This is a genomic window from Bacillus sp. PAMC26543, from assembly GCF_014250375.1.
Lineage (GTDB): Bacteria > Bacillota > Bacilli > Bacillales > Bacillaceae > Bacillus > Bacillus halotolerans.
Map to the genome: position 1 here is coordinate 3,769,049 of NZ_CP060193.1, position 21,526 is coordinate 3,790,574.

19 protein-coding genes are annotated in these 21,526 nt (G+C 45.9%); 8 read left to right on the forward strand and 11 right to left on the reverse strand.

Going from position 1 to position 21,526, the window contains the following annotated elements; all coding sequences use genetic code 11:
• Nucleotides 1–54: 54 nt before the first annotated feature.
• The 3 genes from tlpC (at nt 55) to H7F27_RS18995 (ending at nt 2,826) form a co-directional block, all read left to right on the forward strand.
• Nucleotides 55–1,779 (forward strand): methyl-accepting chemotaxis protein TlpC, encoded by a 1,725-nt coding sequence (gene tlpC / locus H7F27_RS18985; protein WP_185848296.1) that lies wholly within the window; start codon nt 55–57, stop codon nt 1,777–1,779.
• Between the two features lie 184 nt (nt 1,780–1,963).
• Entirely contained in the window at nt 1,964–2,401 is a 438-nt protein-coding gene (gene nucA / locus H7F27_RS18990; protein ID WP_024120178.1) for a DNA-entry nuclease, read from the forward strand.
• A 26-nt stretch (nt 2,402–2,427) separates the two neighbouring features.
• Nucleotides 2,428–2,826 (forward strand): competence protein ComJ, encoded by a 399-nt coding sequence (locus H7F27_RS18995; RefSeq protein ID WP_024120177.1) that lies wholly within the window; start codon nt 2,428–2,430, stop codon nt 2,824–2,826.
• 35 nt (nt 2,827–2,861) lie between these two features.
• Here H7F27_RS18995 and H7F27_RS19000 read toward each other — a convergent pair whose 3' ends face one another.
• The 5 genes from H7F27_RS19000 to H7F27_RS19020 form a co-directional block, all read right to left on the reverse strand.
• Nucleotides 2,862–4,295 (reverse strand): glycoside hydrolase family 1 protein, encoded by a 1,434-nt coding sequence (locus H7F27_RS19000; protein WP_095714429.1) that lies wholly within the window; start codon nt 4,293–4,295, stop codon nt 2,862–2,864.
• Between the two features lie 72 nt (nt 4,296–4,367).
• Complete coding sequence (locus H7F27_RS19005; RefSeq protein WP_024120175.1) at nt 4,368–5,096, reverse strand: AAA family ATPase; 729 nt, start codon at nt 5,094–5,096, stop codon at nt 4,368–4,370.
• 151 nt (nt 5,097–5,247) lie between these two features.
• On the reverse strand, nt 5,248–5,583 hold the full coding sequence (locus tag H7F27_RS19010; RefSeq protein WP_185848297.1) for a YckD family protein: 336 nt from the start codon (nt 5,581–5,583) through the stop codon (nt 5,248–5,250).
• A gap of 81 nt (nt 5,584–5,664) precedes the next feature.
• The gene (locus tag H7F27_RS19015; protein ID WP_185848298.1) at nt 5,665–6,120 is read right to left on the reverse strand and encodes an RDD family protein; all 456 of its coding nucleotides are present in this window, start codon (nt 6,118–6,120) and stop codon (nt 5,665–5,667) included.
• A 12-nt stretch (nt 6,121–6,132) separates the two neighbouring features.
• A complete protein-coding gene (locus H7F27_RS19020) occupies nt 6,133–7,269 on the reverse strand; it encodes a zinc-dependent alcohol dehydrogenase (protein WP_185848299.1) in 1,137 nt (378 codons plus the stop codon).
• Between the two features lie 167 nt (nt 7,270–7,436).
• On the opposite strand from H7F27_RS19020, the gene H7F27_RS19025 reads away from it, so the two are divergent.
• Both H7F27_RS19025 and H7F27_RS19030 read left to right on the forward strand, forming a co-directional pair.
• Complete coding sequence (locus tag H7F27_RS19025) at nt 7,437–8,300, forward strand: transporter substrate-binding domain-containing protein (RefSeq protein WP_185848300.1); 864 nt, start codon at nt 7,437–7,439, stop codon at nt 8,298–8,300.
• 9 nt (nt 8,301–8,309) lie between these two features.
• Nucleotides 8,310–8,990: an amino acid ABC transporter permease gene (locus tag H7F27_RS19030; RefSeq protein ID WP_026014657.1), complete on the forward strand. Its 681-nt coding sequence runs from the start codon at nt 8,310–8,312 to the stop codon at nt 8,988–8,990.
• 47 nt (nt 8,991–9,037) lie between these two features.
• On the opposite strand, the gene zinU is transcribed toward H7F27_RS19030, so the two are convergent.
• The 6 genes from zinU to H7F27_RS19055 all read right to left on the reverse strand — a co-directional run bounded on the left by zinU (nt 9,038) and on the right by H7F27_RS19055 (nt 14,334).
• Nucleotides 9,038–10,231 carry a zinc metallochaperone ZinU gene (gene zinU, locus H7F27_RS19035; protein ID WP_024120169.1) on the reverse strand — a complete coding sequence of 398 codons (1,194 nt, stop codon included), beginning with the start codon at nt 10,229–10,231 and terminating at the stop codon, nt 9,038–9,040.
• Between the two features lie 29 nt (nt 10,232–10,260).
• Complete coding sequence (locus H7F27_RS21025) at nt 10,261–10,383, reverse strand: hypothetical protein (RefSeq protein WP_260627291.1); 123 nt, start codon at nt 10,381–10,383, stop codon at nt 10,261–10,263.
• Entirely contained in the window at nt 10,362–11,429 is a 1,068-nt protein-coding gene (locus tag H7F27_RS19040; RefSeq protein WP_260627292.1) for a lysine N(6)-hydroxylase/L-ornithine N(5)-oxygenase family protein, read from the reverse strand. The genes H7F27_RS21025 and H7F27_RS19040 overlap by 22 nt, the downstream gene beginning before the upstream one ends.
• 84 nt (nt 11,430–11,513) lie before the next feature.
• Nucleotides 11,514–12,089, reverse strand: a complete 576-nt coding sequence (locus H7F27_RS19045; protein WP_024120168.1) for a L,D-transpeptidase — start codon at nt 12,087–12,089, stop codon at nt 11,514–11,516.
• A gap of 2 nt (nt 12,090–12,091) precedes the next feature.
• Nucleotides 12,092–13,000, reverse strand: coding sequence for a GTP cyclohydrolase FolE2 (gene folE2, locus H7F27_RS19050; protein WP_185848301.1), 909 nt, complete (start codon nt 12,998–13,000; stop codon nt 12,092–12,094).
• Nucleotides 13,001–13,128: 128 nt separating this feature from the next.
• A complete protein-coding gene (locus tag H7F27_RS19055) occupies nt 13,129–14,334 on the reverse strand; it encodes an MFS transporter (RefSeq protein ID WP_185848302.1) in 1,206 nt (401 codons plus the stop codon).
• 181 nt (nt 14,335–14,515) lie between these two features.
• On the opposite strand from H7F27_RS19055, the gene nirB reads away from it, so the two are divergent.
• The 3 genes from nirB (at nt 14,516) to nasD (ending at nt 21,511) form a co-directional block, all read left to right on the forward strand.
• Nucleotides 14,516–16,834, forward strand: a complete 2,319-nt coding sequence (gene nirB / locus H7F27_RS19060) for a nitrite reductase large subunit NirB (protein WP_185848303.1) — start codon at nt 14,516–14,518, stop codon at nt 16,832–16,834.
• Between the two features lie 6 nt (nt 16,835–16,840).
• Nucleotides 16,841–18,973: an assimilatory nitrate reductase catalytic subunit NasC gene (locus H7F27_RS19065; RefSeq protein ID WP_185848304.1), complete on the forward strand. Its 2,133-nt coding sequence runs from the start codon at nt 16,841–16,843 to the stop codon at nt 18,971–18,973.
• A gap of 120 nt (nt 18,974–19,093) precedes the next feature.
• On the forward strand, nt 19,094–21,511 hold the full coding sequence (gene nasD, locus H7F27_RS19070; protein WP_185848305.1) for an NADPH-nitrite reductase: 2,418 nt from the start codon (nt 19,094–19,096) through the stop codon (nt 21,509–21,511).
• Nucleotides 21,512–21,526: the final 15 nt, after the last annotated feature.

Consider the following 21,526-nt stretch of genomic DNA (forward strand, 5'->3'; position numbering starts at 1 on the left):
ACACCGAAAAACCCGATAAGTAATATGACCTACAAACAAACAGAGGGAGGAATTATGTTGAAAAAACAAATAAAGCTGAAGCTTGGAACTAAAATTCTCAGCTTGGTCTTCGCAGTTATTCTATTGTTTTCTCTATCAGTCGGCGCCGTAATGCTAAAAGACATTACAAGCAGCATGAAAAAAATGGCCACTGAAAAAGCAAAAGGCGATCTTGCTTTAAGCAGCACGTATATTGACGACGTGATTTTAGGGAACTGGGAGGTAAAAAACGATAAGCTGTATAAAGGCGAGACACAAATAAACGGAAATGAAGAAATTGTTGATCTGCTTGGCAAAAAAACAGGTGACACCGTAACGATTTTCCAAGGAGATACTCGGGTCGCAACCAACGTAATGAAAGACGGCGAAAGAGCTGTCGGCACTCAAGCTTCTGCTGAGGTCACTGACGCTGTTTTAAAAAACGGGAAGCAATTCTACGGACAAGCAGATGTGGCAGGCTCCTCTTATCAAACAGCATATATGCCCTTAAAAGATAAGGAAGGCAACATTATCGGTATGCTGTATACAGGAGCCAATCAAAGCATTTTAGCATCGCTTACCCAATCGCTGTTCACTCAATTCGCTATCGTTCTTGCTGTAGTTATTATTATATCTGTCATCCTTGTTTTGCTTTTCACCAGAAGAATCAACCGTCGGCTGAACGTATTAAAATACGCCTTTGAAAGCGCCGGAAACGGAGATATGACAATAGAAGTTTCAGACAAGTCCGCTGATGAGTTAGCAGAACTAAGTGTCTACTATAATAAGATGAGAATGAAGCTGAATCAGACAATCCAAACGGTACAGCAATCCGCCCTTCAGCTTGCATCAGCCTCTCAGCAGCTTTCAGCCGGAGCAGAAGAAACCAATCAAGCCTCCGAAAAGATCACAGAAGCTGTTCAGCAAATTGCAAACGGTGCCAAACATCAAATCACACGAATCGAAAACAGTGAAAAATCACTGGAGCAAACAACAGCTGACATACGGCATATTTCTTCAAATACTGCTGCCATTGCTGAGAAAGGACAGCTTGCGCAATCAAAAGCAGACATTGGCCAAAATGAAATTTCAAATGTTCAGGCACAAATGGATACCATTCACCATTCGATTGAAAAAAGCGGAGAGATCATTCAGCAGCTGGACGGTCGTTCTAAACAAATTGAACAAATTTTATCCGTTATCACCCAAATTGCCGATCAGACAAACCTGCTTGCTCTTAATGCAGCAATTGAAGCTGCCCGAGCAGGAGAACACGGTAAAGGCTTTGCCGTTGTTGCTGATGAAGTTCGCAAATTAGCAGAGGAATCTCAACGGTCTGTCGGACAGATTTCCAAATTAATCGCTGAGATAAAAAATGATATGACTGAATCTGCGCAGTCTGTTGAACATGTGAAAACAGAAGCTGCTGAAGGTGTAAACATGATTCACCGCACCAGAGACGCATTTAAAGAAATTGCAGCCGCAACAGATGAAATCACTGCGGAAATCAGCGATTTATCAGCATCTGTTACCAACATTTCAGCAAGTACGCAAAAAATCAATGAATCCTTTGCCGCCAATACAACAGACATTAAAGAATCAACAGAGAGTACCCGGCAGGCGGCAGCTTTAACAGAAGAGCAATTTGCCGCAATGGAAGAGATTACTGCAGCCTCAGAAACGTTATCTCAATTGGCTGAAGAGCTTACGAGTATCATAAGTCAATTTAAAATGATTGATCAACCTGAAAACAGCCTATAATCTAGTATCAATATTTCAATTTGATAACGTTATTTTTTTAAAATGAATATTTCGATCTGCTAAAATTACGATTTCTGCAATAAACCTAAGGCAAAACAAAAAATTTTAATCTTTACACCCAGCCCTTTCTGCATTACTCTTGGAGCAGTTTTAAAGTTGCTGACGCGGGAGGTGATCATCACGAATGGACATTATAAAAACTTTACTTCTCGTAATAGTCGTCATAGCAGCTGCAGCTGTTGGCCTGATTAAGGGAGACTTTTTCTCAGACGATCAAAAAACGTCTCAAACAGAAGAATATGACGAAACACTGGCCTTCCCTTCTGAGCGTTATCCTGAGACAGCAAATCATATCAAGGACGCAATAAGTGAGGGGCATTCAGATGTGTGCACCATAGACAGAGACGGAGCTGAGGAACGCCGCGAACAATCATTAAAAGACGTACCTTCCAAAACAGGGTATGACCGAGATGAATGGCCAATGGCCATGTGCAAAGAAGGCGGTGAAGGGGCTTCTGTAGAATATATTTCTCCCGCTGACAATCGCGGCGCAGGCTCCTGGGTCGGGCATCAGCTGACCGATTACCCTGATGGCACAAAGGTTTTATTTACGATTCAGTAAACAGTTAAAAGAGGAGGAACAGCACATTGATCAAATCATGGAAGCCGCAAGAACTGACGATTTCATATCATCAATTTACTGTATTTCAAAAGGGTTCCGCACCGCCTGTCATCGATTGGACAGATGAAGCGATTGAAAAAGGATATGCGGAAGCGGACGAAGCCATTTCGTTTGAGGCACAGCGAAATTCAAAGGTATATATTCTTTTACGCCTTAACAGTTCAGAAACAGTTGCATCCTATGAAAAAAAAGTGACTGTTCCTTTTCACGTCACAACAGACGGAATTGAAATTGAAAGCATCATGTCCAAGAGGCTGTCCTTTGACCTTCCTAAAGGAGACTATCAATTCACATGCTACACTGTGCCGGCTGAGCTGTCAGATCTGCACGCTGACACTTATATCATTGATGCTGTTTCCGTCTAATGAAAAGCCCTGAGAGGAATACTCTCAGGGACTCTTTATACATTTTCTCCATTTGTCTTAATGACATCCTGATACCAATAAAAGCTTTTTTTCTTCAATCGTTTTAAGTCATGTTCATTCTCTTCGTCACGATTCACATAAACAAAGCCGTATCTTTTTTGATAACCGTTCAGCCAGCTTAACAGATCAGTAAATGACCAGCTGCAATATCCAATCAAATCGACTCCATCACTAATGGCCTGTCTGCATTGCTCAAGATGCGATTGCAAATAATCAATTCTATAATCATCATGTATAGTGCCTTCTTCAACTTTATCGAATTCTCCTAAACCGTTTTCTGTAATAAACACAGGAAGCTGATAACGTGTCGTAATACGGCGAAGCCCGATACGCAATCCTACCGGATCAATCGTCCAATCCCAGTTGCTCGTTGTTAGGTTAGGATTTTTCTTAGTTTTAAATAGTCCCGGCATCCCTGTTTCCTGATTGGTCCCTTTTTGTCCCGTCGTATTCATTTTCCCTTCTGAGACACCGTCGAGCGGATTTCGTTCGTAAGTAATCGTTTGATAATAGTTGACACCTACAAAATCCGGCTTCCCTTTGGCAAGCAGCTCCATATCACCCGGTTCGACTGTCGGCGCCCATCCCTGTTTTTCTAAATAGCGGAAAGGAATTTGCGGGTAGGTTCCCCAGCAGTACATATCCAGCCACCAATTATTCATAAATTCTTCAGCATTTTCAAATGCCGTAATGTCCTCTGGATGACTGGTTAAAGGGTATGCGGGAGAATAAGCAAAGCTTGGTCCTATTTTGCCTTCGGGCACATATTTTCTGAAGGACTCAATGGCTTTCGCATTTGCCAGAAACGCAATATGATTTGCTTCGTAAAATCGTTTTCTGTCCTTCACGCCAGGCGGATGCATAGCTGTTAGAAAGCCGTGATTAAAATTGTAGTTTTGTTCATTTAACGTTACCCAATATTTCACTTTCTGCCCAAAGCGTTTATAAAGAGTAATGCAGTAATGATTAAAATCCTCTATGATGTTTCTCGACTCAAATCCGCCATATTCGTCCATAAGCGCCTGAGGCAAATCCCAGTGATATAAAGTCAAAACCGGTTCTATGTTATGAGAAAGCAATTCATCAATCAGGTTATCGTAAAATGCCAGACCGGCTTCATTGATTTCTCCTTTTCCTTTTGGAAAAATACGCGGCCAGCTGACAGAGAATCGATATGCCTTCAGCCCCATCTCAGCCATCAGAGCGACATCTTCCTTATAACGGTGATAATGGTCAACTGCAACATCACCATTGGTGCCCTTAAACGTTTTGCCGGGGATTTTCGTAAACACGTCCCATACAGAAGGGCCTTTGCCATCTTCGTTCCAAGCTCCTTCAACCTGGTAAGCTGCTGAAGCCGAGCCCCATAAAAAATGTTTCGGAAAAGATTCTGGATGTTGATGGATCATTGTGTTAATCACTCCTGAAATATTTGATAAGCCTATCATAGGCTATGAAACGCGTTTCATAGCAACACGATGTTAATCCCGGAACAGCTCAGCTAATATTTTCTCTCTTTGTTCAAGAAAATATCTTGTTAACTGGACGTGTTCAGTGCTTTCGTATTCTGTATGATGAATACTGCCCCCGTCAAAGCTGAAAATGTCAGCATTCGGATAACCCAGCAAAATTGGGGAGTGAGTGGCAATGATGAACTGTACATTTCCGCCCTTCACTAAATCGTGTATGACTCTCAAAAAAGCTAACTGACGCGCGGGAGAAAGAGCAGCTTCAGGCTCATCTAAAAGATAAATAGCTTTTCCTTTAAAACGATGTTGGAACAGCGACATAAAAGACTCACCATGCGATTGCTTGTGCAGCGGCCTTCCACCATAGGAGAGATATGGCTGCGGAGCATCCCGTTCCACTTCATCAAGATGAAGAGAAAGCTGATAAAACGATTCTGCTCTTAAGAAAAAACCATTTGTGATCTTAGGAAGCCATGATAAACGTATGTAATCTCCCAAATGAGAGTCTGACTCCTGCAATTCATAGATATTATTACGGCTGCCGCCCGCTGTATTAAATTCACACTTATCAGCAATTGCTTCAAGCAACGTCGATTTCCCCGAGCCATTTTCCCCGACAAAAAAAGTCACTTCTCTGGTAAATGAAATGTCGTGTAATTGACTTACAGCAGGGATAGTGAATGGGTATCTGTTAAAGGACGGGATCTTATCTCTAAGGAGTGTTACTCTTTTTAAAAACATAGCTTCTCCTCTCGCGTTAAATGAATATATTAAGTAAAATCTTTTGAGCCATAAGAATGCGTTCTCATATTCCAAATTATATATTATATTGTCAGTATATTCTTTTTAACGGTAATGAAAAAGCACCCAACCTTAATTGGATGCTTACAGCCTAATGTCTCTTTTCAAATTTATGCGGATGAGGATGAGGCTTCGGAACAAAGCCGTTTTGTTTCATCATTTCAAAGTGTTTGACCATGTGATTTTTGATGTGATCTCCTCTTTCTTTAGGCAGAACTCCGTATTCTACATACTTTGAGATGACATCCTTGCGTTTTTTTAATATGTCTGCTTCCAGCTGTTCAATTTCTTTCTTTTGCTGTTCAGTCAGTGTAACGTTTGCAGGCGGCTGCTGATTCTGTTTTCCCGCTGCTTCAGCTGTGCCAGTTAAAGAAATAACAGCCGCGGCAATGAGCATTCCGATGATATTGACTTTCACTTTTTTCATCCAGTTTATTCCTCCTAGCTTTTTTCATATATTTTGCTTCTTTTTGGTTTTTTATGTATACAAAATAAAAAGAGCGAACCACTATTCGCTCTTTCTGATCTGTTCGTCCGTATATAGTTCTTCTTCTCCCGGTGATGCGTAAGTCACGTATGTTCCTGCGATAAAATCATGCAGCGTCCGTTTGTCTTCTCTCAGCCCAATCATAAAAAGGCTGACAATTAAGCCAAGCCCGAAGGTTATGCCGTAAACCAGTCCGGCAATGATGACTCGCATAATCATGGTAACCAGGCCGACCTGTGACCCATCTTTTTTTACGATTCTGATTCCGCAAATCCTTTTTCCGATGAGATAACCTTGCCAAAATACCGGCAGCAAAATAGAGTACAGCAAAACGACCAGGCTGATAATCATGCTGTCGTTCGGGTCTTTTCCTGTGATCAGCCAATAGATCAGCAAAAGGGGCACCGAGACAATAATGTAATCCAGTAATGAAGCTCCTAGTCTGATCCAAAATCCGGCCGGTTTATAGTTCTTCATGTAACTCCCCCATTATGGTTTCAATATGACTTTGATGTTGCCGTCTTCTTTCTTATCGAATATATCATATGCTCTAGGGGCATCAGCAAGACTTAATTTGTGCGTAATGATATCAGTAGGATCAATTTCTTGCTGCTCAACCATTTGATACAGCATCGGCATCAGATGAATGACGGGTGCCTGTCCCATCTTGACAGAGACATTGCGGGTGAAGAAATCGCCGAGCGGAAAACCGTCCGCTTGAGAAATATATGCCCCTGTCAGCTGAACTGTGCCGAACTTTCTGACTGCTTCAGACGCGGTGAGAATCGGGCTGATGGTTCCGAATTGGTTCGGCTTTTCAGATGTTTTTTCTTTCGACAGCGGGGTCCCGTCCATTCCGACACAATCAATAACGACATCCGCTCCGCCGTCCGTTTCATTATAAAGAAGCTTCCCGATCTCATCATGTTCTGTAAAGTTGAACGTTTCCACGCTGTTTGTCCGTTTTGCATGCTCCAGGCGATGAGGAACTTGATCAACGGAGATGACGCGTTTCGCTCCCTTCATCCAAGCGAATTTTTGCGCCATTAATCCAATCGGCCCCGCTCCCAGAATCAAGACGGTATCGCCTTTTTTCACTCCACTGTGCTCCACGCTCCAATATGCTGTCGGCATCACGTCGGATAGAAACAAGACCTGTTCATCCTTAAGCTCACTGTCGGCAGGAACTTTGAAGGATGAAAAATCAGCAAACGGCACCCGCAAGTATTCAGCCTGCCCTCCGGGAAAATTGCCGTTATCTTCAGAGAAACCAAATAAACCGCCGGCATCGGTATGCGGGTTTGGATTTGATTCGTCGCACTGGCTCTCCATTTGATGCTTGCAATAAAAGCATTCGCCGCACCCAATGTTAAACGGAATCACGACACGATCGCCTTTTTTTAGTGATTGAACCTCGCTTCCGGTCTCTTCAACTACTCCCATCGGTTCATGTCCGATAATATAATCCGGCGCAGCCGGAATCCCGTTTTTATACAAATGAAGATCAGAGCCGCAAATACCCGTTGCCGTAATGCGGATAATAGCATCTCTTGCATCCTGAATCCGTGGAGCTTCAACCTCTTTCACTTCCACATGCTCTTTCCCTTGGTATGTCAGTGCTTTCATCCTTGGCCAACTCCTTTTTTATGACTCCTTCCCTTCCCGGCTGGTTTTAAACTCGCAGCTTCATTTGTATACACAATTCGAACTTTTTGAAAACGCCATCAACATATTGCAACCCCTTATGTTCAATGCTATCTTTTTAGTTGATTAACAGATTGGGGGAAACATAGGTGAAATCATGTAAGCAATCAAAAGCCGTTATCTTTAGCTTTACAATGGCTTTCTTTCTTATACTGGCAGCCTGTTCCGGCAAAGATGAAGCCGGTTCCAAGCATACAGGCTGGGAGCAGATCAAAGAAAAAGGAAAAATCGTCGTTGCTACGTCCGGCACACTTTATCCTACGTCCTATCATGATACCGATTCAGGTAAGGATCAACTGACAGGCTATGAGGTTGAAGTTGTTCGAGAAGCGGTTAAGCGTCTCGGGCTCAAAGTCGAGTTCAAGGAAATGGGCATCGACGGGATGCTGACAGCGGTGAACAGCGGCCAGGTTGACGCTGCCGCCAATGATATAGATGTGACAAAGGACCGCGAGAAGAAGTTCGCGTTTTCTTCTCCTTATAAATATTCATATGGCACAGCCATTGTCCGAAAAGATGATTTATCAGGGATTAAAACACTGAAAGATTTAAAAGGGAAAAAAGCGGCTGGCGCAGCGACAACTGTCTATATGGACGTTGCCAGAAAATACGGCGCACAAGAAGTCATTTATGATAACGCGACCAACGAGCAGTATTTAAAAGATGTTGCCAACGGCCGCACTGATGTCATCTTAAACGACTATTACCTGCAGACACTGGCACTTGCGGCATTTCCGGATCTTAACATCACGATCCATCCTGACATCAAGTACATGCCGAACAAACAGGCCCTTGTCATGAAAAAAAGCAATACTGAGCTTCAGAAACAAATGAACGAGACGCTGAAAAAGATGAGCAAGGACGGCACTTTGACAAAGCTGTCGAAACAATTCTTTAATAAAGCGGATGTATCAAAGAAACTGGATATCGACGTTCAAGACGTTGACCTGTAATCAGACGCCATGATGTACAGCATTCAGTGGGAATATATTTTCAACACACAGCTGGCGATTGAATCGTTTCCTTATGTCATAAAAGGTATAGGGTACACGTTGCTTATTTCTTTTGTCAGCATGTTTGCGGGAACGGTAATCGGGCTGTTTATATCACTCGCCAGAATGTCTAAGATTGCCCTGCTGAGATGGCCGGCGCGTCTTTACATTTCTTTTATGCGCGGCGTTCCGATTTTGGTGATCCTGTTTATCCTTTATTTTGGATTCCCTTATATCGGCATTGAATTTTCTGCCGTTACGGCCGCTTTGATCGGCTTTAGCCTCAACAGCGCCGCTTATATTGCGGAAATTAACCGTTCAGCCATTTCATCCGTTGAAAAAGGGCAGTGGGAAGCCGCATCCTCGCTCGGTCTTTCCTATTGGCAGACGATGAGGGGCATCATTTTGCCGCAATCGATCCGTATTGCGCTGCCTCCGCTCGCCAATGTATTGCTCGATTTGATCAAGGCATCCTCGCTCGCCGCGATGATTACGGTGCCGGAATTGCTCCAGCATGCGAAAATTATTGGGGGCCGAGAGTTTGATTACATGACCATGTATATTCTGACCGCGCTCATTTATTGGGCCATTTGCTCCGTAGCGGCGGCTTTTCAGAATATCCTTGAGAAGAAATACGCGCATTATCTTTAAACAAACGTTTCATTAAAAAAAGCCGCTCCGCAGGAGACGGCTTTTTCCTATTGATTCAGCTTCCATTTAAATGGATCTTCAAACAGCGACCAATCGGAATCAAACTCATATTCAGTCAGCAAACATTGATCCAGCTCCTTCGTAATGGCGTCTTCATCCAAGTCTGTTCCGATAAACACCAGCTGCGTCAGACGATCGCCGAATTCCGGGTCCCAATCCTCTAATATTTCCGGCTCCTGCTGTTTGATTTGCTCCTGCTCAAGCTTCGGCATTGCCGCCACCCAATAAGATACCGGCTCAATCGTTACGGACGGGCCGGCTTGGGACATCAGAAGAGCGAGGCTGTTATGCGATGCGCACCAGACAATACCTTTGGCGCGGACAACATTTTTAGGCATTTGATCCATCCAGTGATAAAAGCGCGTTGAATGAAATGGCAGCCGTCTTTTATAAACAAATGAAGAAATGCCGTATTCCTCGGTTTCCGGGGTATGGGCTGCATGGCCTGCCGTCAGCTCTTTTATCCAGCCGGCAGATCCGTTCGCTTCCTCGAAGTTAAATAGCCCCGTATGTAAAATCTCCTGCGGCTTGACGTTCCCTTTGACAGCACGAATGAATGTAGCCCTTGGCTGCAGGGTGCGAAGGACTTTCTCAAGCTGTTCAAGCTCTTGCTCGCTGACTAAATCACATTTATTTAAGATCAGAACATCGCAAAACTCAATTTGATCGATTAACAGGTCGGCAATTTCTCTTTCGTCTTCTTCCCCAAGTGCTTCTTTGCGGTCCAGAAGGCTGTCACCCGACTGATAGTCATGCCAAAAACGGTTCGCATCGACCACTGTCACCATCGTATCTAACTCACAAAACTTGGTGAGATCGATTCCCAGCTCTTCGTCAATATAAGAAAATGTCTGGGCCACCGGGATCGGTTCGCTGATTCCCGTCGATTCGATTACGATATAATCAAACCGTCCGTCTTTTGCCAGCTTCTCCACTTCGACTAACAAATCCTCGCGAAGTGTGCAGCAAATGCAGCCGTTTGACATTTCCACTAGCTTTTCATCTGTTCTGGAAAGCCCGCCTTCCTGCTTGACCAGCCCCGCGTCAATGTTTACCTCGCTCATGTCATTTACAATAACGGCTATTTTTAAGCCTTCGCGATTTTGCAAAATGCTGTTGAGCAGTGTTGTTTTTCCCGCGCCAAGATAGCCGCTTAGTACTGTAACCGGAATTTTTTTCATTGTGATCATACCCTCTCAAAATAGAATCATTACGATTTAAATGCCGTATGTGTAATGGTGAATGCCGCTTTTCGCGCCCCGGAAATATTTCTCGCTGTCGGCCCGATTTCAAGTTCCGCAAAGGCACCCATCACGTATAACCCGTTCCCCATTGCAAATCCTTGCCGACAATCGGAAAGCCGCAGCCGGCAAAAAGCAATTGCTCTGCTTGCGCTGCTTTTTGAACCCACTCGAATCGGCTGATGTCAGAGGCAAAGCCTGTTGCCAGCGCGATATGTTCGAATGTGTATGACGATTCATTTTTCTTCAGCTGTATCTGCAGCCGGCCGTCAGCTGTTTTTTGACATGATATCACTTCATCCTGAATGACCTTTATCCTGCCCTCTTCTCTATAGACAGCAAGCTTTCTTGAGATGTCCTTCGGGAAGGAGCCGCGATGTCTGGCATTTGTGATCCATTGTCTTCTCTTTTGATAGTCTGACGTTTTGCTGAATCTTTTCATATACTTCGGGCCAAGCCAGCCCGGATCACTGTCAAAATCATAGGTGCGGAACGGATCCCTCACGAACATCGTCACGTCGCGCCCGTCATCTGAGAGCTTTATGGCGTAATGAGCCGCCGTGATCCCTCCGCCCACAACTGCCGCTTTTACGCCTTCCTGTTTTAACCCTTGCACATCCCTGTCAAACACATGATAAATGCCGTCATTCTGAAATGGCTGTGCCCACTCCGGCCAGCAAGGCTGTTGTGAAAAACTCATGGCTAGTACAACTCTTTCGCCCCTGATTGTTTCGGAGGCATCTGTCCTCACTTCCCACAATCCGTTTTTTCTTCTCAAGTCTGTCACCATGCCTGTCTTCCACGCCTGATCAATATGTATCTCATCCAATACAGTTTCACAATGCTGATTAAAAAGCGATAAAGAGGGGCGCTTATACCTCCCGAAGAATACCTCCGGCCACTGGCTTTTATCCGCATACGTTTGCAGGCTGAACGGCTCGGTATCCATGTGATGGACCGATGGAGAGCGTAAATCATTCATCCGAATGCGGGCCGTATTTCGCTTCCAGCACTCAAGGGGCTGTTCATGAGGATCAATGACCGCAAGATCATGGATAGACACCTTTCCGCTCTTCACCAGATACACAGCCAAGGTCGACCCTTGAATTCCGCCGCCGATGATAAGCCATTTATACATAGGAGTAACTCCTTTCCGAACAAAACGTAATTATTACGATTTAAATCGTATGTTCTTTTTTCCTTTTTGTCAACTGCTTTCTATTCAGCTGATCACAACTTTTGTGTGTTCAGGTATGTTTTCGTATATCCATTTCGCATCTGGAATGGATAGTCTGATACAGCCATGGGATGCTTTTGCCCCTAATTTTTTTGCTTCCTTTTCAATGACTTTTTTGTCCTTTGTCATGGGTACGCTGTGAAAAAGAAATTCTCCATGGTTTTTCCATGAGACCCAGTATTCCGCCCCTTCCTGATATCCTTCAGAGAAAAACCATTCTCCCCGTTCAGGCTCGATATGAAATGTGCCTTTCGGTGTGGAATCATCATGGGTTTGATCGAGTCCTGATGAAACGATCATGGTATAGATGGTTTTGCTTCCGGCATTGATATAAGCCTTCTGCTGTTTCACGTCCACATCAATCCAGACATTTTTCAGCTGCTTGATATCGGGGTATTCTCCGCCGGAAGGCTTTGTCCAATCAATGCTTGTTTTCTCTGCCGCTATGTGTTTGTCTGTTTTCTTCATTTGAGCTCCCGCTTTCTCGTCCGCATGATAAGAACAGGCTGACAGCAGAATTGCCGGCGCAAAAACAGCAATTAATAAGAATGAAAGTTTCATAGTCATTCCTCCTGTTTCGAAAACCTAAGCTTCGCATAGGCATCGTGCAGATGAATTGATTCTTCATTTCTGCATTCAATATCAAAGGCCGACACCCATTCAAGCTCATATAAGTCTGCTGCAATGAGACGGGCCAGATCCTCAACAAATCTGGGATTTTCATATGCGGTTTCCGTTACGGCCTTTTCATCCGGCCGCTTTAGCACCGGGTGCAGTCTCGCGCTGGCATTTGATTCTGCAACGTGAAGCAAATCGGCTTTGACATCGACTGGGAGCAGTGCCGCCGGATGAATATCGGCCAAAATGCTGACCGTTCCTCTCTGATTGTGGGCACTGTATTCACTGATTTCCTTAGAGCAAGGGCAAAGAGTCGTTACTTTCGCCGAGATACCGGCCCGCTGTTTAAACGGCTGATCTTCGTGATAGGTGACAGACATCAACATCTCAGCATGCATCAGCCCCGCTTTCTCAAGCATTGGACTCTTTCTTTCGAAATACCATGGAAACCGCACTTCGACGCAAGCCGAGATTTGATCCATGTTTTCTGCAAGCTCTTTCGTAAATTGCTGAAGAGAAGAAAATGTGAGAATCCAGCCGTTTTGATGATAGCGTTGGAGCTGCTCTGTTAATCGGCTCATATTGATGCCTTTCTGATTCCGCTGCAGGCTGGCGGTCATGGTAAAATTCGCTGCTGTCGTTTGCTGACAAGGCTTCATCGCTGAGGCAACAGTGACCGGGTGAGACACATTGGTGACACCTACTTGCTGAATATCAAAAAAATAGTCTTTTCTGATATTCTGAAGATCCTTCATGTTCTCCTTTTCCACAGGCTTTTGCCCTTTCACGGGACTGACCGACCCAAAATATCGAAGACGCTCCGTTTTTTCCGGGAGCAGAATGTGTTGTTCCAATCAGAAAACTCCTTCCGTTTTAAATCGTAATAATTACTATTTATTATGATTGTTTCACGAGTTAAAATCAAGAGAAAGTTGAAAACAGCAAAAAAAGACACGCGCAATCGCGTGTCTCCCATCCAACATCAAACATCCGCCGGGCTGCTTTCCGCGCTCCAGCTTTTTCTCCAGTAATATCCTGCGGCAATCACAAGCACAAACGCCAGCAATGCGATACAGGAAAACGTGATAAATCCGATGGCATATGTGCCTGTCATCTGTTTTAATGACCCTAAAATGTTTGGCAGAAAGAACCCTCCGATGCCTCCTGCTGCGCCGACGATCCCCGTCACCATTCCGATTTCTTTCCGGAAGCGCTGCGGGACGAGCTGAAACACTGCTCCGTTGCCCATTCCGAGTCCCATCATTCCGACAAATAAAAGGATGATAACCATTGAAAGAGACGGCAGACTGCTGACTCCGGCCATGCAAAGAGCCACGATGACAAACAGAACAGAAAGAGCCTTCGTGCCCCCGACTCGATCTGAAATCCAGCCCCCTACAGGCCGGAAAAAACTGCCCGCTGCTACACATAATGTGACGAAATCTCCCGCGTGAATTTTTGACAGCTGGTATTGATCGACGAAGAATATCGCCAAAAAGCTGGACAGCCCGACAAATCCTCCAAAAGTAACGCTGTACAGCAGACAGAAAAACCACGTTTCCTTTTGTCCGAACACCTGCAAGTAGTTTTTGAGCGGCTGCGGCGCCGGTTGTTCAGGAGAATTCTTCGCCATGAAAACAAATAGAATAAAGACGATGATCAGAGGAAGAAGCGCAATTCCCATCACACTGTGCCAGCCGAACTGCTCTGCAAGCCGGGGGCCAAACAGTGTCGCAAACAAGGTGCCGCTGTTACCCGCACCGGCTATCCCCATCGCCAGTCCCTGCAAATGAGGCGGATACCACCGGCTTGCCATAGGAAGCGCAACAGCAAAGCTCGCGCCTGCCACGCCAAGCAGAATGCCGATCGCGTAAAGCTCAGTCAGCGTACGGCCGCCAAAAGTTCCCCAAAGCAGCGGGATCATTGTCACCAGCATTCCGGTCACAGCTGTTTTTTTCGGCCCGATTCTGTCCGTTAATACGCCTAATATGATCCGAAACACAGATCCCGATAAAATCGGCACAGCCACGATAAGCCCTTTTTCAAAGGGAGACAGGCCAAAATCCTGAGAAATATAAACACCAAGCGCCCCAAGCATAACCCATATCATAAAACTTACATCAAAGTATAAAAACGAGCAGAGCAAAGTGGACGGGTGACCGCTTGTTTTCAGTTCCGACAGCTTCATAACATTCCCCTTTCTTGACCCTACAAAAATTTCAATTTTCTGAATTAAGAATATATGACCTTATTTTTTCGGAAAAGACATGTGTAAGCTAATGTGACACGTTTAATGCGTTAACTGAGCATTGTGCCATAATTTTTGATAGGAGAAAAACTTACAAGCTGAGGCAAAGGAGGTCTGGCAAATGAAGAAACAAAGATTAATTGTAGCAGGGAACGGAATGGCCGGAATTCGCTGTATTGAAGAAATATTAAAGCTTCATCGTGACATGTTTGAGATTGTCATTTTCGGCAGCGAACCGCATCCCAACTATAATCGCATTCTCTTATCCTCCGTTTTACAGGGGGAGGCATCGCTCAATGACATTGTGCTGAACAGCAGTGAATGGTACGCCAAGCAAGGCATTACACTTTACACAGGAGAAACAGTCGTTCAAATCAACACAGACTTGCAGCAAGTCATCACAGATCAAAAACGCAGCCTGTCCTACGACAAATTGATTCTGGCAACAGGCTCCTCCCCTCATATTCTCCCCATACCCGGGACAGACAAAGAAGGTGTTTACGGCTTTCGGACAATAGAAGACTGCCAAGCTTTTATCAGCATGGCGGAACGTTATCAAAAAGCAGCGGTCATCGGCGCCGGCTTATTAGGCCTTGAGGCGGCTGTCGGCCTGCGGCATCTGGGCATGGATGTCAGCGTCATTCACCACTCTCCCAGCATTATGCAAAAACAGCTCGATCAAACAGCGTCTCGTCTGCTGCAGTCTGAGCTGGAACGAAAAGGCTTAACCTTTCTTTTAGAGAAAGACACAGCATCCATTACAGGAGGCTCCCGGGCAGATGGTATCCGGTTCAGAGACGGAACTTCGATAAAAGCAGACTTGATTGTGATGACGGCTGGTGTAAGACCCAATATCCAATTGGCTGCATCAGCAGGAATCGCCGCAAACCGCGGCTTCATCGTCAATCAATTCATGCAGACGAGCAAACCGAATGTGTATGCCGTCGGGGAATGCGCCGAGCACAACGGAATGGTATACGGATTGGTCGCGCCTCTTTATGAACAAGGAAAAGTCCTCGCTCAACACATCTGCGGCGCTCCATGTGAAGGATATCGTGGCTCTGCCCAATCTGCAGCCCTAAAAATAGCGGGAATTGATGTGTGGTCGGCAGGAAAGGTGCACGAAGACGCAGGCACGACGAGCATTAAGCTTCATGATGAACATGCCGGCTGCTACAAAAAAGTCCTCTTTGAGAACGACAAACTGGCTGGTGTAATTTTATTCGGAGACACACGTGATAAACAGCGGCTTCTCGACAGCCTGCTTAAACAAAGAGACATTTCCATTGTCAAAAAGCAGCTGATCGAACCGGATCAAAGCGGCATTTCATTTGCATCCATGCCTCCCACTGAACCCATTTGCCAATGCAACTCGGTGACAAAAGGTTTGATTGAAGAAGCGGTGCACACGAAAGGCTTAACAACGGTCGAAGAAGTTAAGCAGTGCACAAAAGCATCCGGCTCTTGCGGAGGCTGCAAGCCGCTCGTTGAAGACCTTCTGAAATACATGGAAAGCAGCGAATATACAGAACCAGCCGGCCAGCCTTCGTTTTGCGGCTGCACTGATTTGACGGAAGATGAAGTCATCGCCGAACTGCACCGATGTCATTTCCCCGATCCTGCTGAGGCAATGAATCAGCTTGGCTGGAAAACGAAAAACGGCTGCCGCGTTTGTGTTCCGGCGCTTCACTATTACATGGAATTGCTGCAGCCTGGGTATATCCAGTCTCCTGAAACATCGCCCAAGGATACATGCACCCTCATTCCGCAAATGTACGGCGGGCTGACAAATGCAAAGGAACTCAGAAACATCGCAAACATCATCGAGACATACGGCATCCCCAATGTTTCAATAACTCACGGCCAGAGGCTGAAGCTTTCCGGAATCCGGCCGAATGACCTTGCAAACATCAGAAAAGAACTGCACATGCCAGTTTTCACTCATCAGCACCGCCGCTCGCTGCAAAGTGTCATAGCATGTACGTGCGGGGAAGATCGCTCTATTCAAAAGCTGGCAAGCCATATCGAAAGACATACTGACATGCTTTCCATGCCCGATCACATATCCATCAGCTTGTCGTGTGAAAAAGACTGCACCGCCGCTGCTATACAGGATATCGGCGCCATTCGAACACAAGAGGGCTGGGACATTTACACTGGCGGCATCCGGGGAGGGCATGCCCGTGCCGGAATGCTGTTTTGTGTGACGGATAGCGAAGAAAATACTGCCATTATGATGAAAGGCCTTCTTCAGTATTATCGCGAAACGGCTCACTACGCAGAAGCGGTTCATCAGTGGATTGACCGCCTCGGCATCATTCATATCAGAGAGGTATTATTTGAACAGGATTTGCGGACGCAGCTGCTGGAAAACCTTCAAACTGACCTGTCATTGATACAAGATCAGCCTATACAGGCTGGCGCACTTAAGAAAGGATGAGGCATTTTGACTGAACGACTGCTTAGATATTTCCGCGAAAAACAGCAAGACGTCCAATCAGAAAAAACATACGACACCCAATGTCCGTTTTGCAGCATGCAATGCAAAATGCAGCTTGTGGAACAAACCGTCGTCACACGGAAAAAGTATACAGCCATCGGCATCGACAATCCCACGACACAAGGCCGTTTATGCTTGAAAGGGATGAACGCCCACCAGCATGCCCTGCACTCCTCCCGCATCACCCGGCCGCTGCTCAAAAAAAACGGTGAGTTTGTGCCTGTTTCCTGGGCTGAAGCGCTGAACTATATAAAAGAGCAAGTCACCCTGATCCAAGACAAACACGGTCATGATGCGATGGCTGTCTACGGAAGCGCCTCGATTACGAATGAAGAGGCTTATCTGTTAGGAAAGTTCGCACGAGTCGGCTTACAGACAAAATACATCGATTACAACGGCCGGCTCTGTATGTCCGCCGCAGCAACCGGAGCCAACCAAACATTCGGAGCAGACAGAGGCTTGACGAATCCCTTAGCGGAAATCCCCCACACCCGAGTGATCATTTTGGCCGGCACCAATATCGCGGAATGCCAGCCGACCATCATGCCGTATTTTGAACAAGCGAAAGAAAACGGGGCTTATCTCATTGCTATTGACCCCCGGGAAACAGCGACGACAAAAATAGCTGACCTTCATCTGAAAATCAAACCCGGAACAGACGCAGCCCTTGCCAACGGTTTAGTCAAAATCATCATAGACGAACAGCTGATAAACGAAGACTTCATTCGCACGCGCACAAACGGATTTGATGAGCTCAAACAGCATACCGGCGCTTTAAATCTGAAAGACATCGCCGAACAGACAAGTGTTCCTTTAGAGCAAATACGAAAGGCCGCTATGAAGTTTGCCAAGGAAACGTCCGGCATGCTGTTTACAGCCCGCGGCATTGAACAGCAAACCGACGGAACCGCAGCTGTGAAAGGCTTCTTAAATGTGGTGCTGATCACAGGAAAAATCGGCAAGCCTTACTCGGGCTACGGAGCGATCACCGGCCAGGGCAATGGGCAAGGCGCCCGAGAGCATGGCCAAAAAGCAGATCAGCTTCCCGGCTACCGTTCCATTGAAAACGAAGAACATCGGGCTTATATTGCAAAAGTGTGGGGAGTCAATCCGGATGAGCTCCCGCGAAAAGGCGTCTCAGCCTATGAAATGATGGAAAAAATCAACGATGGAGACATTAAAGGGCTGTTTCTAATGTGTTCCAATCCAGCAGTCTCCAGCCCAAATGCCAACCTTGTCAAACAGGCGCTGTCGAAACTGACATTCTTTGTTGCGATCGACTTGTTTCTATCTGAAACTGCGAAATTCGCTGATGTCATTTTGCCCGCATCCTCTTACTTAGAAGACGAAGGCACGATGACAAATGTCGAAGGCCGCGTGACATTGAGGGAAGCGAGCCGCCCCTGCCCGGGAGAAGCAAAGCATGATTGGCAGATCATTTGCAAAATCGCGTCCGTTCTCGGAAAAGGCCGTTATTTTTCCTACACGTCTGCGGAGGATATCTTTAACGAATTGAGAGAAGCGAGCCGCGGCGGAATCGCCGATTATTCCGGCATCACATATGACAGGCTCAGACAAGAAGGCGGGATTCACTGGCCGTGTCCGGAGCCTGATCATCCCGGAACCGGGCGCTTATTTGAGGACTCATTTGCACATCCGGATCAAAAAGCGGCATTAAGTGTGATCCCAAACGAACCCGTTGTTCCAAAAGATAAGCCGACCGCCGAATATCCGTTGTTTTTAACGACCGGAAGGGTTATGTCTCATTATTTAACAGGTGTCCAAACGAGAAAAAGCGCCTCTTTGGCCGCAAGACATTTTGAATCATTTATGGAAATCCATCCGAAAACAGCAGCAGCCTACAATATCGAAGACCGCGTTCTCGTGAACATCGAATCTACTCGCGGAAGCATCACCGTCCGCAGCAAATGGTCAGAACACATCAGAAAAGACACAGTATTTGTTCCCATCCACTGGGCGGATGCCCAAAACGTAAATGATTTGATTGGCGACAGCCTAGATCCAGCGTGTAAAATGCCCGGTTTTAAGGTATGCGCCGTCCGAGTCAGACCTATTTAAAATTTTCATAAAATTTTTAGAAATTTTCGTATTTTTTGTTACATTTTATAACATGCATCTTAAATATTTCTTTTCGCTGTGCTACGCTGGAAAAAACATTGATAAGGAGCGGATCATCTGATGGGAAAAAAACAGCTAGTTCTTGTTGGTAATGGAATGGCCGGGGTAAGGGCCATTGAAGAGATACTGAATGTTTCAAAAGACGCATTTCAAATCACAATTTTTGGCTCCGAACCGCATCCCAACTACAACCGAATCCTTTTGTCAAAAGTGCTGCAAGGCGATACAGATATCAAAGATATTACGTTAAACGATTGGAACTGGTACGAAGAAAACAATATACAATTGTATACCAATGAAACAGTTATTAAAGTGGACACCGAAAACAAAACCGTCATCACCGATGCAGACAGAATACAGCCTTATGATGAACTGATCCTGGCTACGGGTTCTGTCCCTTTTATCCTGCCGATTCCGGGTGCAGACAAAAAAGGCGTCACAGCTTTCCGGGACATAAAAGACACAGACACGATGCTCGCCGCGTCAAAACAATATAAAAAAGCAGCCGTCATTGGCGGAGGCTTGCTTGGCTTAGAAGCTGCGCGCGGTTTGCTGAATCTCGGTATGGAAGTCTCCGTTATCCATCTCGCTCCCTTCCTGATGGAACGCCAGCTTGACGCAACGGCCGGACGCCTGCTGCAAAACGAATTAGAAAAACAAGGAATGACCTTTCTGCTTGAAAAGCAAACAGAAGAAATTCTCGGAGATGACCGGGTCGAGGGCGTCAGATTCAAAGACGGCACAAGTGTTGAAGCCGATTTGGTCGTCATGGCCGTCGGCATCCGTCCGAATACAGCGCTTGGGGCCGAAAGCGGAATTCCAGTCAACCGCGGCATCATTGTCAACGATTATATGCAAACCGAAATCCCGCACGTTTATGCGGTCGGTGAATGCGCCGAGCACCGAGGAATCGCATACGGACTCGTGGCGCCGCTCTATGAACAGACGAAAGTGCTCGCTAAACATATCTGCGGTGTTGAAACGAAACCTTATGAAGGCTCCGTTCTCTCCACTCAACTGAAAGTATCAGGAGTCGAGGTCTTTTCTGCCGGTGACTTTAACGAATCAGACGAGAAAAAAGCGATTAAGGTCTTTGATGAACAGGATGGCATTTATAAGAAAGTCGTGCTGCGAGGCAATCAGATTGTCGGAGCCGTTTTATTCGGCGACAGCAGTGAGGGCAACCGCCTGTTTTCGATGATTCAAAAAGAAGCAGATATCTCTGAAACCTCTAAAATCTCAATTTTACAGCCTCTCAACCAAGAAGCCGGCACAAGTCTAACCGCTGCCATGAGCAATGATGAAATCATCTGCGGCTGTAACGGTGTGTCAAAAGGAACAATTATTCAAGCCATCCAGGAACAGGGCTGTTCATCAACAGATGAAATCAAAGCTTGCACCGGCGCGTCCCGCTCATGCGGAGGCTGTAAGCCGCTCGTAGAAGACATCCTTCAGTATACGCTGGGATCAGACTTTGACGCATCAGCCCAAAAAGAAGCGATTTGCGGCTGCACCTCATTGTCGAGAGACGAGGTAGTCGAAGAAATCAAAGCCAAAGGGCTGTCACATACAAGAGAAGTCATGAACGTGCTCGGCTGGAAAACGGCAGAAGGCTGTTCCAAATGCCGTCCGGCTCTGAACTACTACTTAGGCATGATCAATCCGTCCAAATATGAGGATGACAGAACATCCCGCTTTGTTAATGAACGGATGCACGCCAATATTCAAAAAGACGGAACCTACTCTGTCGTACCGCGGATGTACGGCGGTGTAACCAACTCTCAAGATCTTCGCAAAATCGCTGATGTCGTCGACAAATACGAGATCCCGCTCGTCAAAATGACAGGCGGCCAGCGTATTGACTTGATCGGCGTGAAAAAAGAAGACCTGCCAAAGGTATGGGCCGATCTTGATATGCCGTCAGGCTACGCGTACGGAAAAACACTCCGCACGGTAAAAACATGTGTAGGCGAACAATTCTGCCGCTTCGGCACACAAGACTCCATGGCCTTAGGCATCGACCTTGAGAAAAAATTTGAAGGACTCAACACGCCTCATAAAGTGAAAATGGCCGTATCTGCCTGCCCGCGAAACTGTGCAGAGTCCGGCATTAAAGATCTTGGCGTTGTCGGCATCGACGGAGGCTGGGAGCTGTACGTCGGCGGAAACGGCGGAACCCATTTGCGTGCCGGCGACTTGCTGATGAAGGTGAAAACAAATGAAGAAGTCTTGGAATACGCAGGCGCTTATCTTCAATACTACCGGGAAACGGCAAACTACTTAGAACGCACGTCCGCATGGCTGGAGCGCGTCGGTTTATCCCATGTCCAAGATATTTTAAACGATCCGGAAAAACGGCAGGAGCTGAACGGCCGAATGAATGAAACGCTCTCTGTCCACAAAGATCCGTGGAAGGACTTCCTGGAAGATAAACAAACCTCTAAAGAATTATTTGAAAATGTCGTGACCACATCATAATGACAGAAACAAACA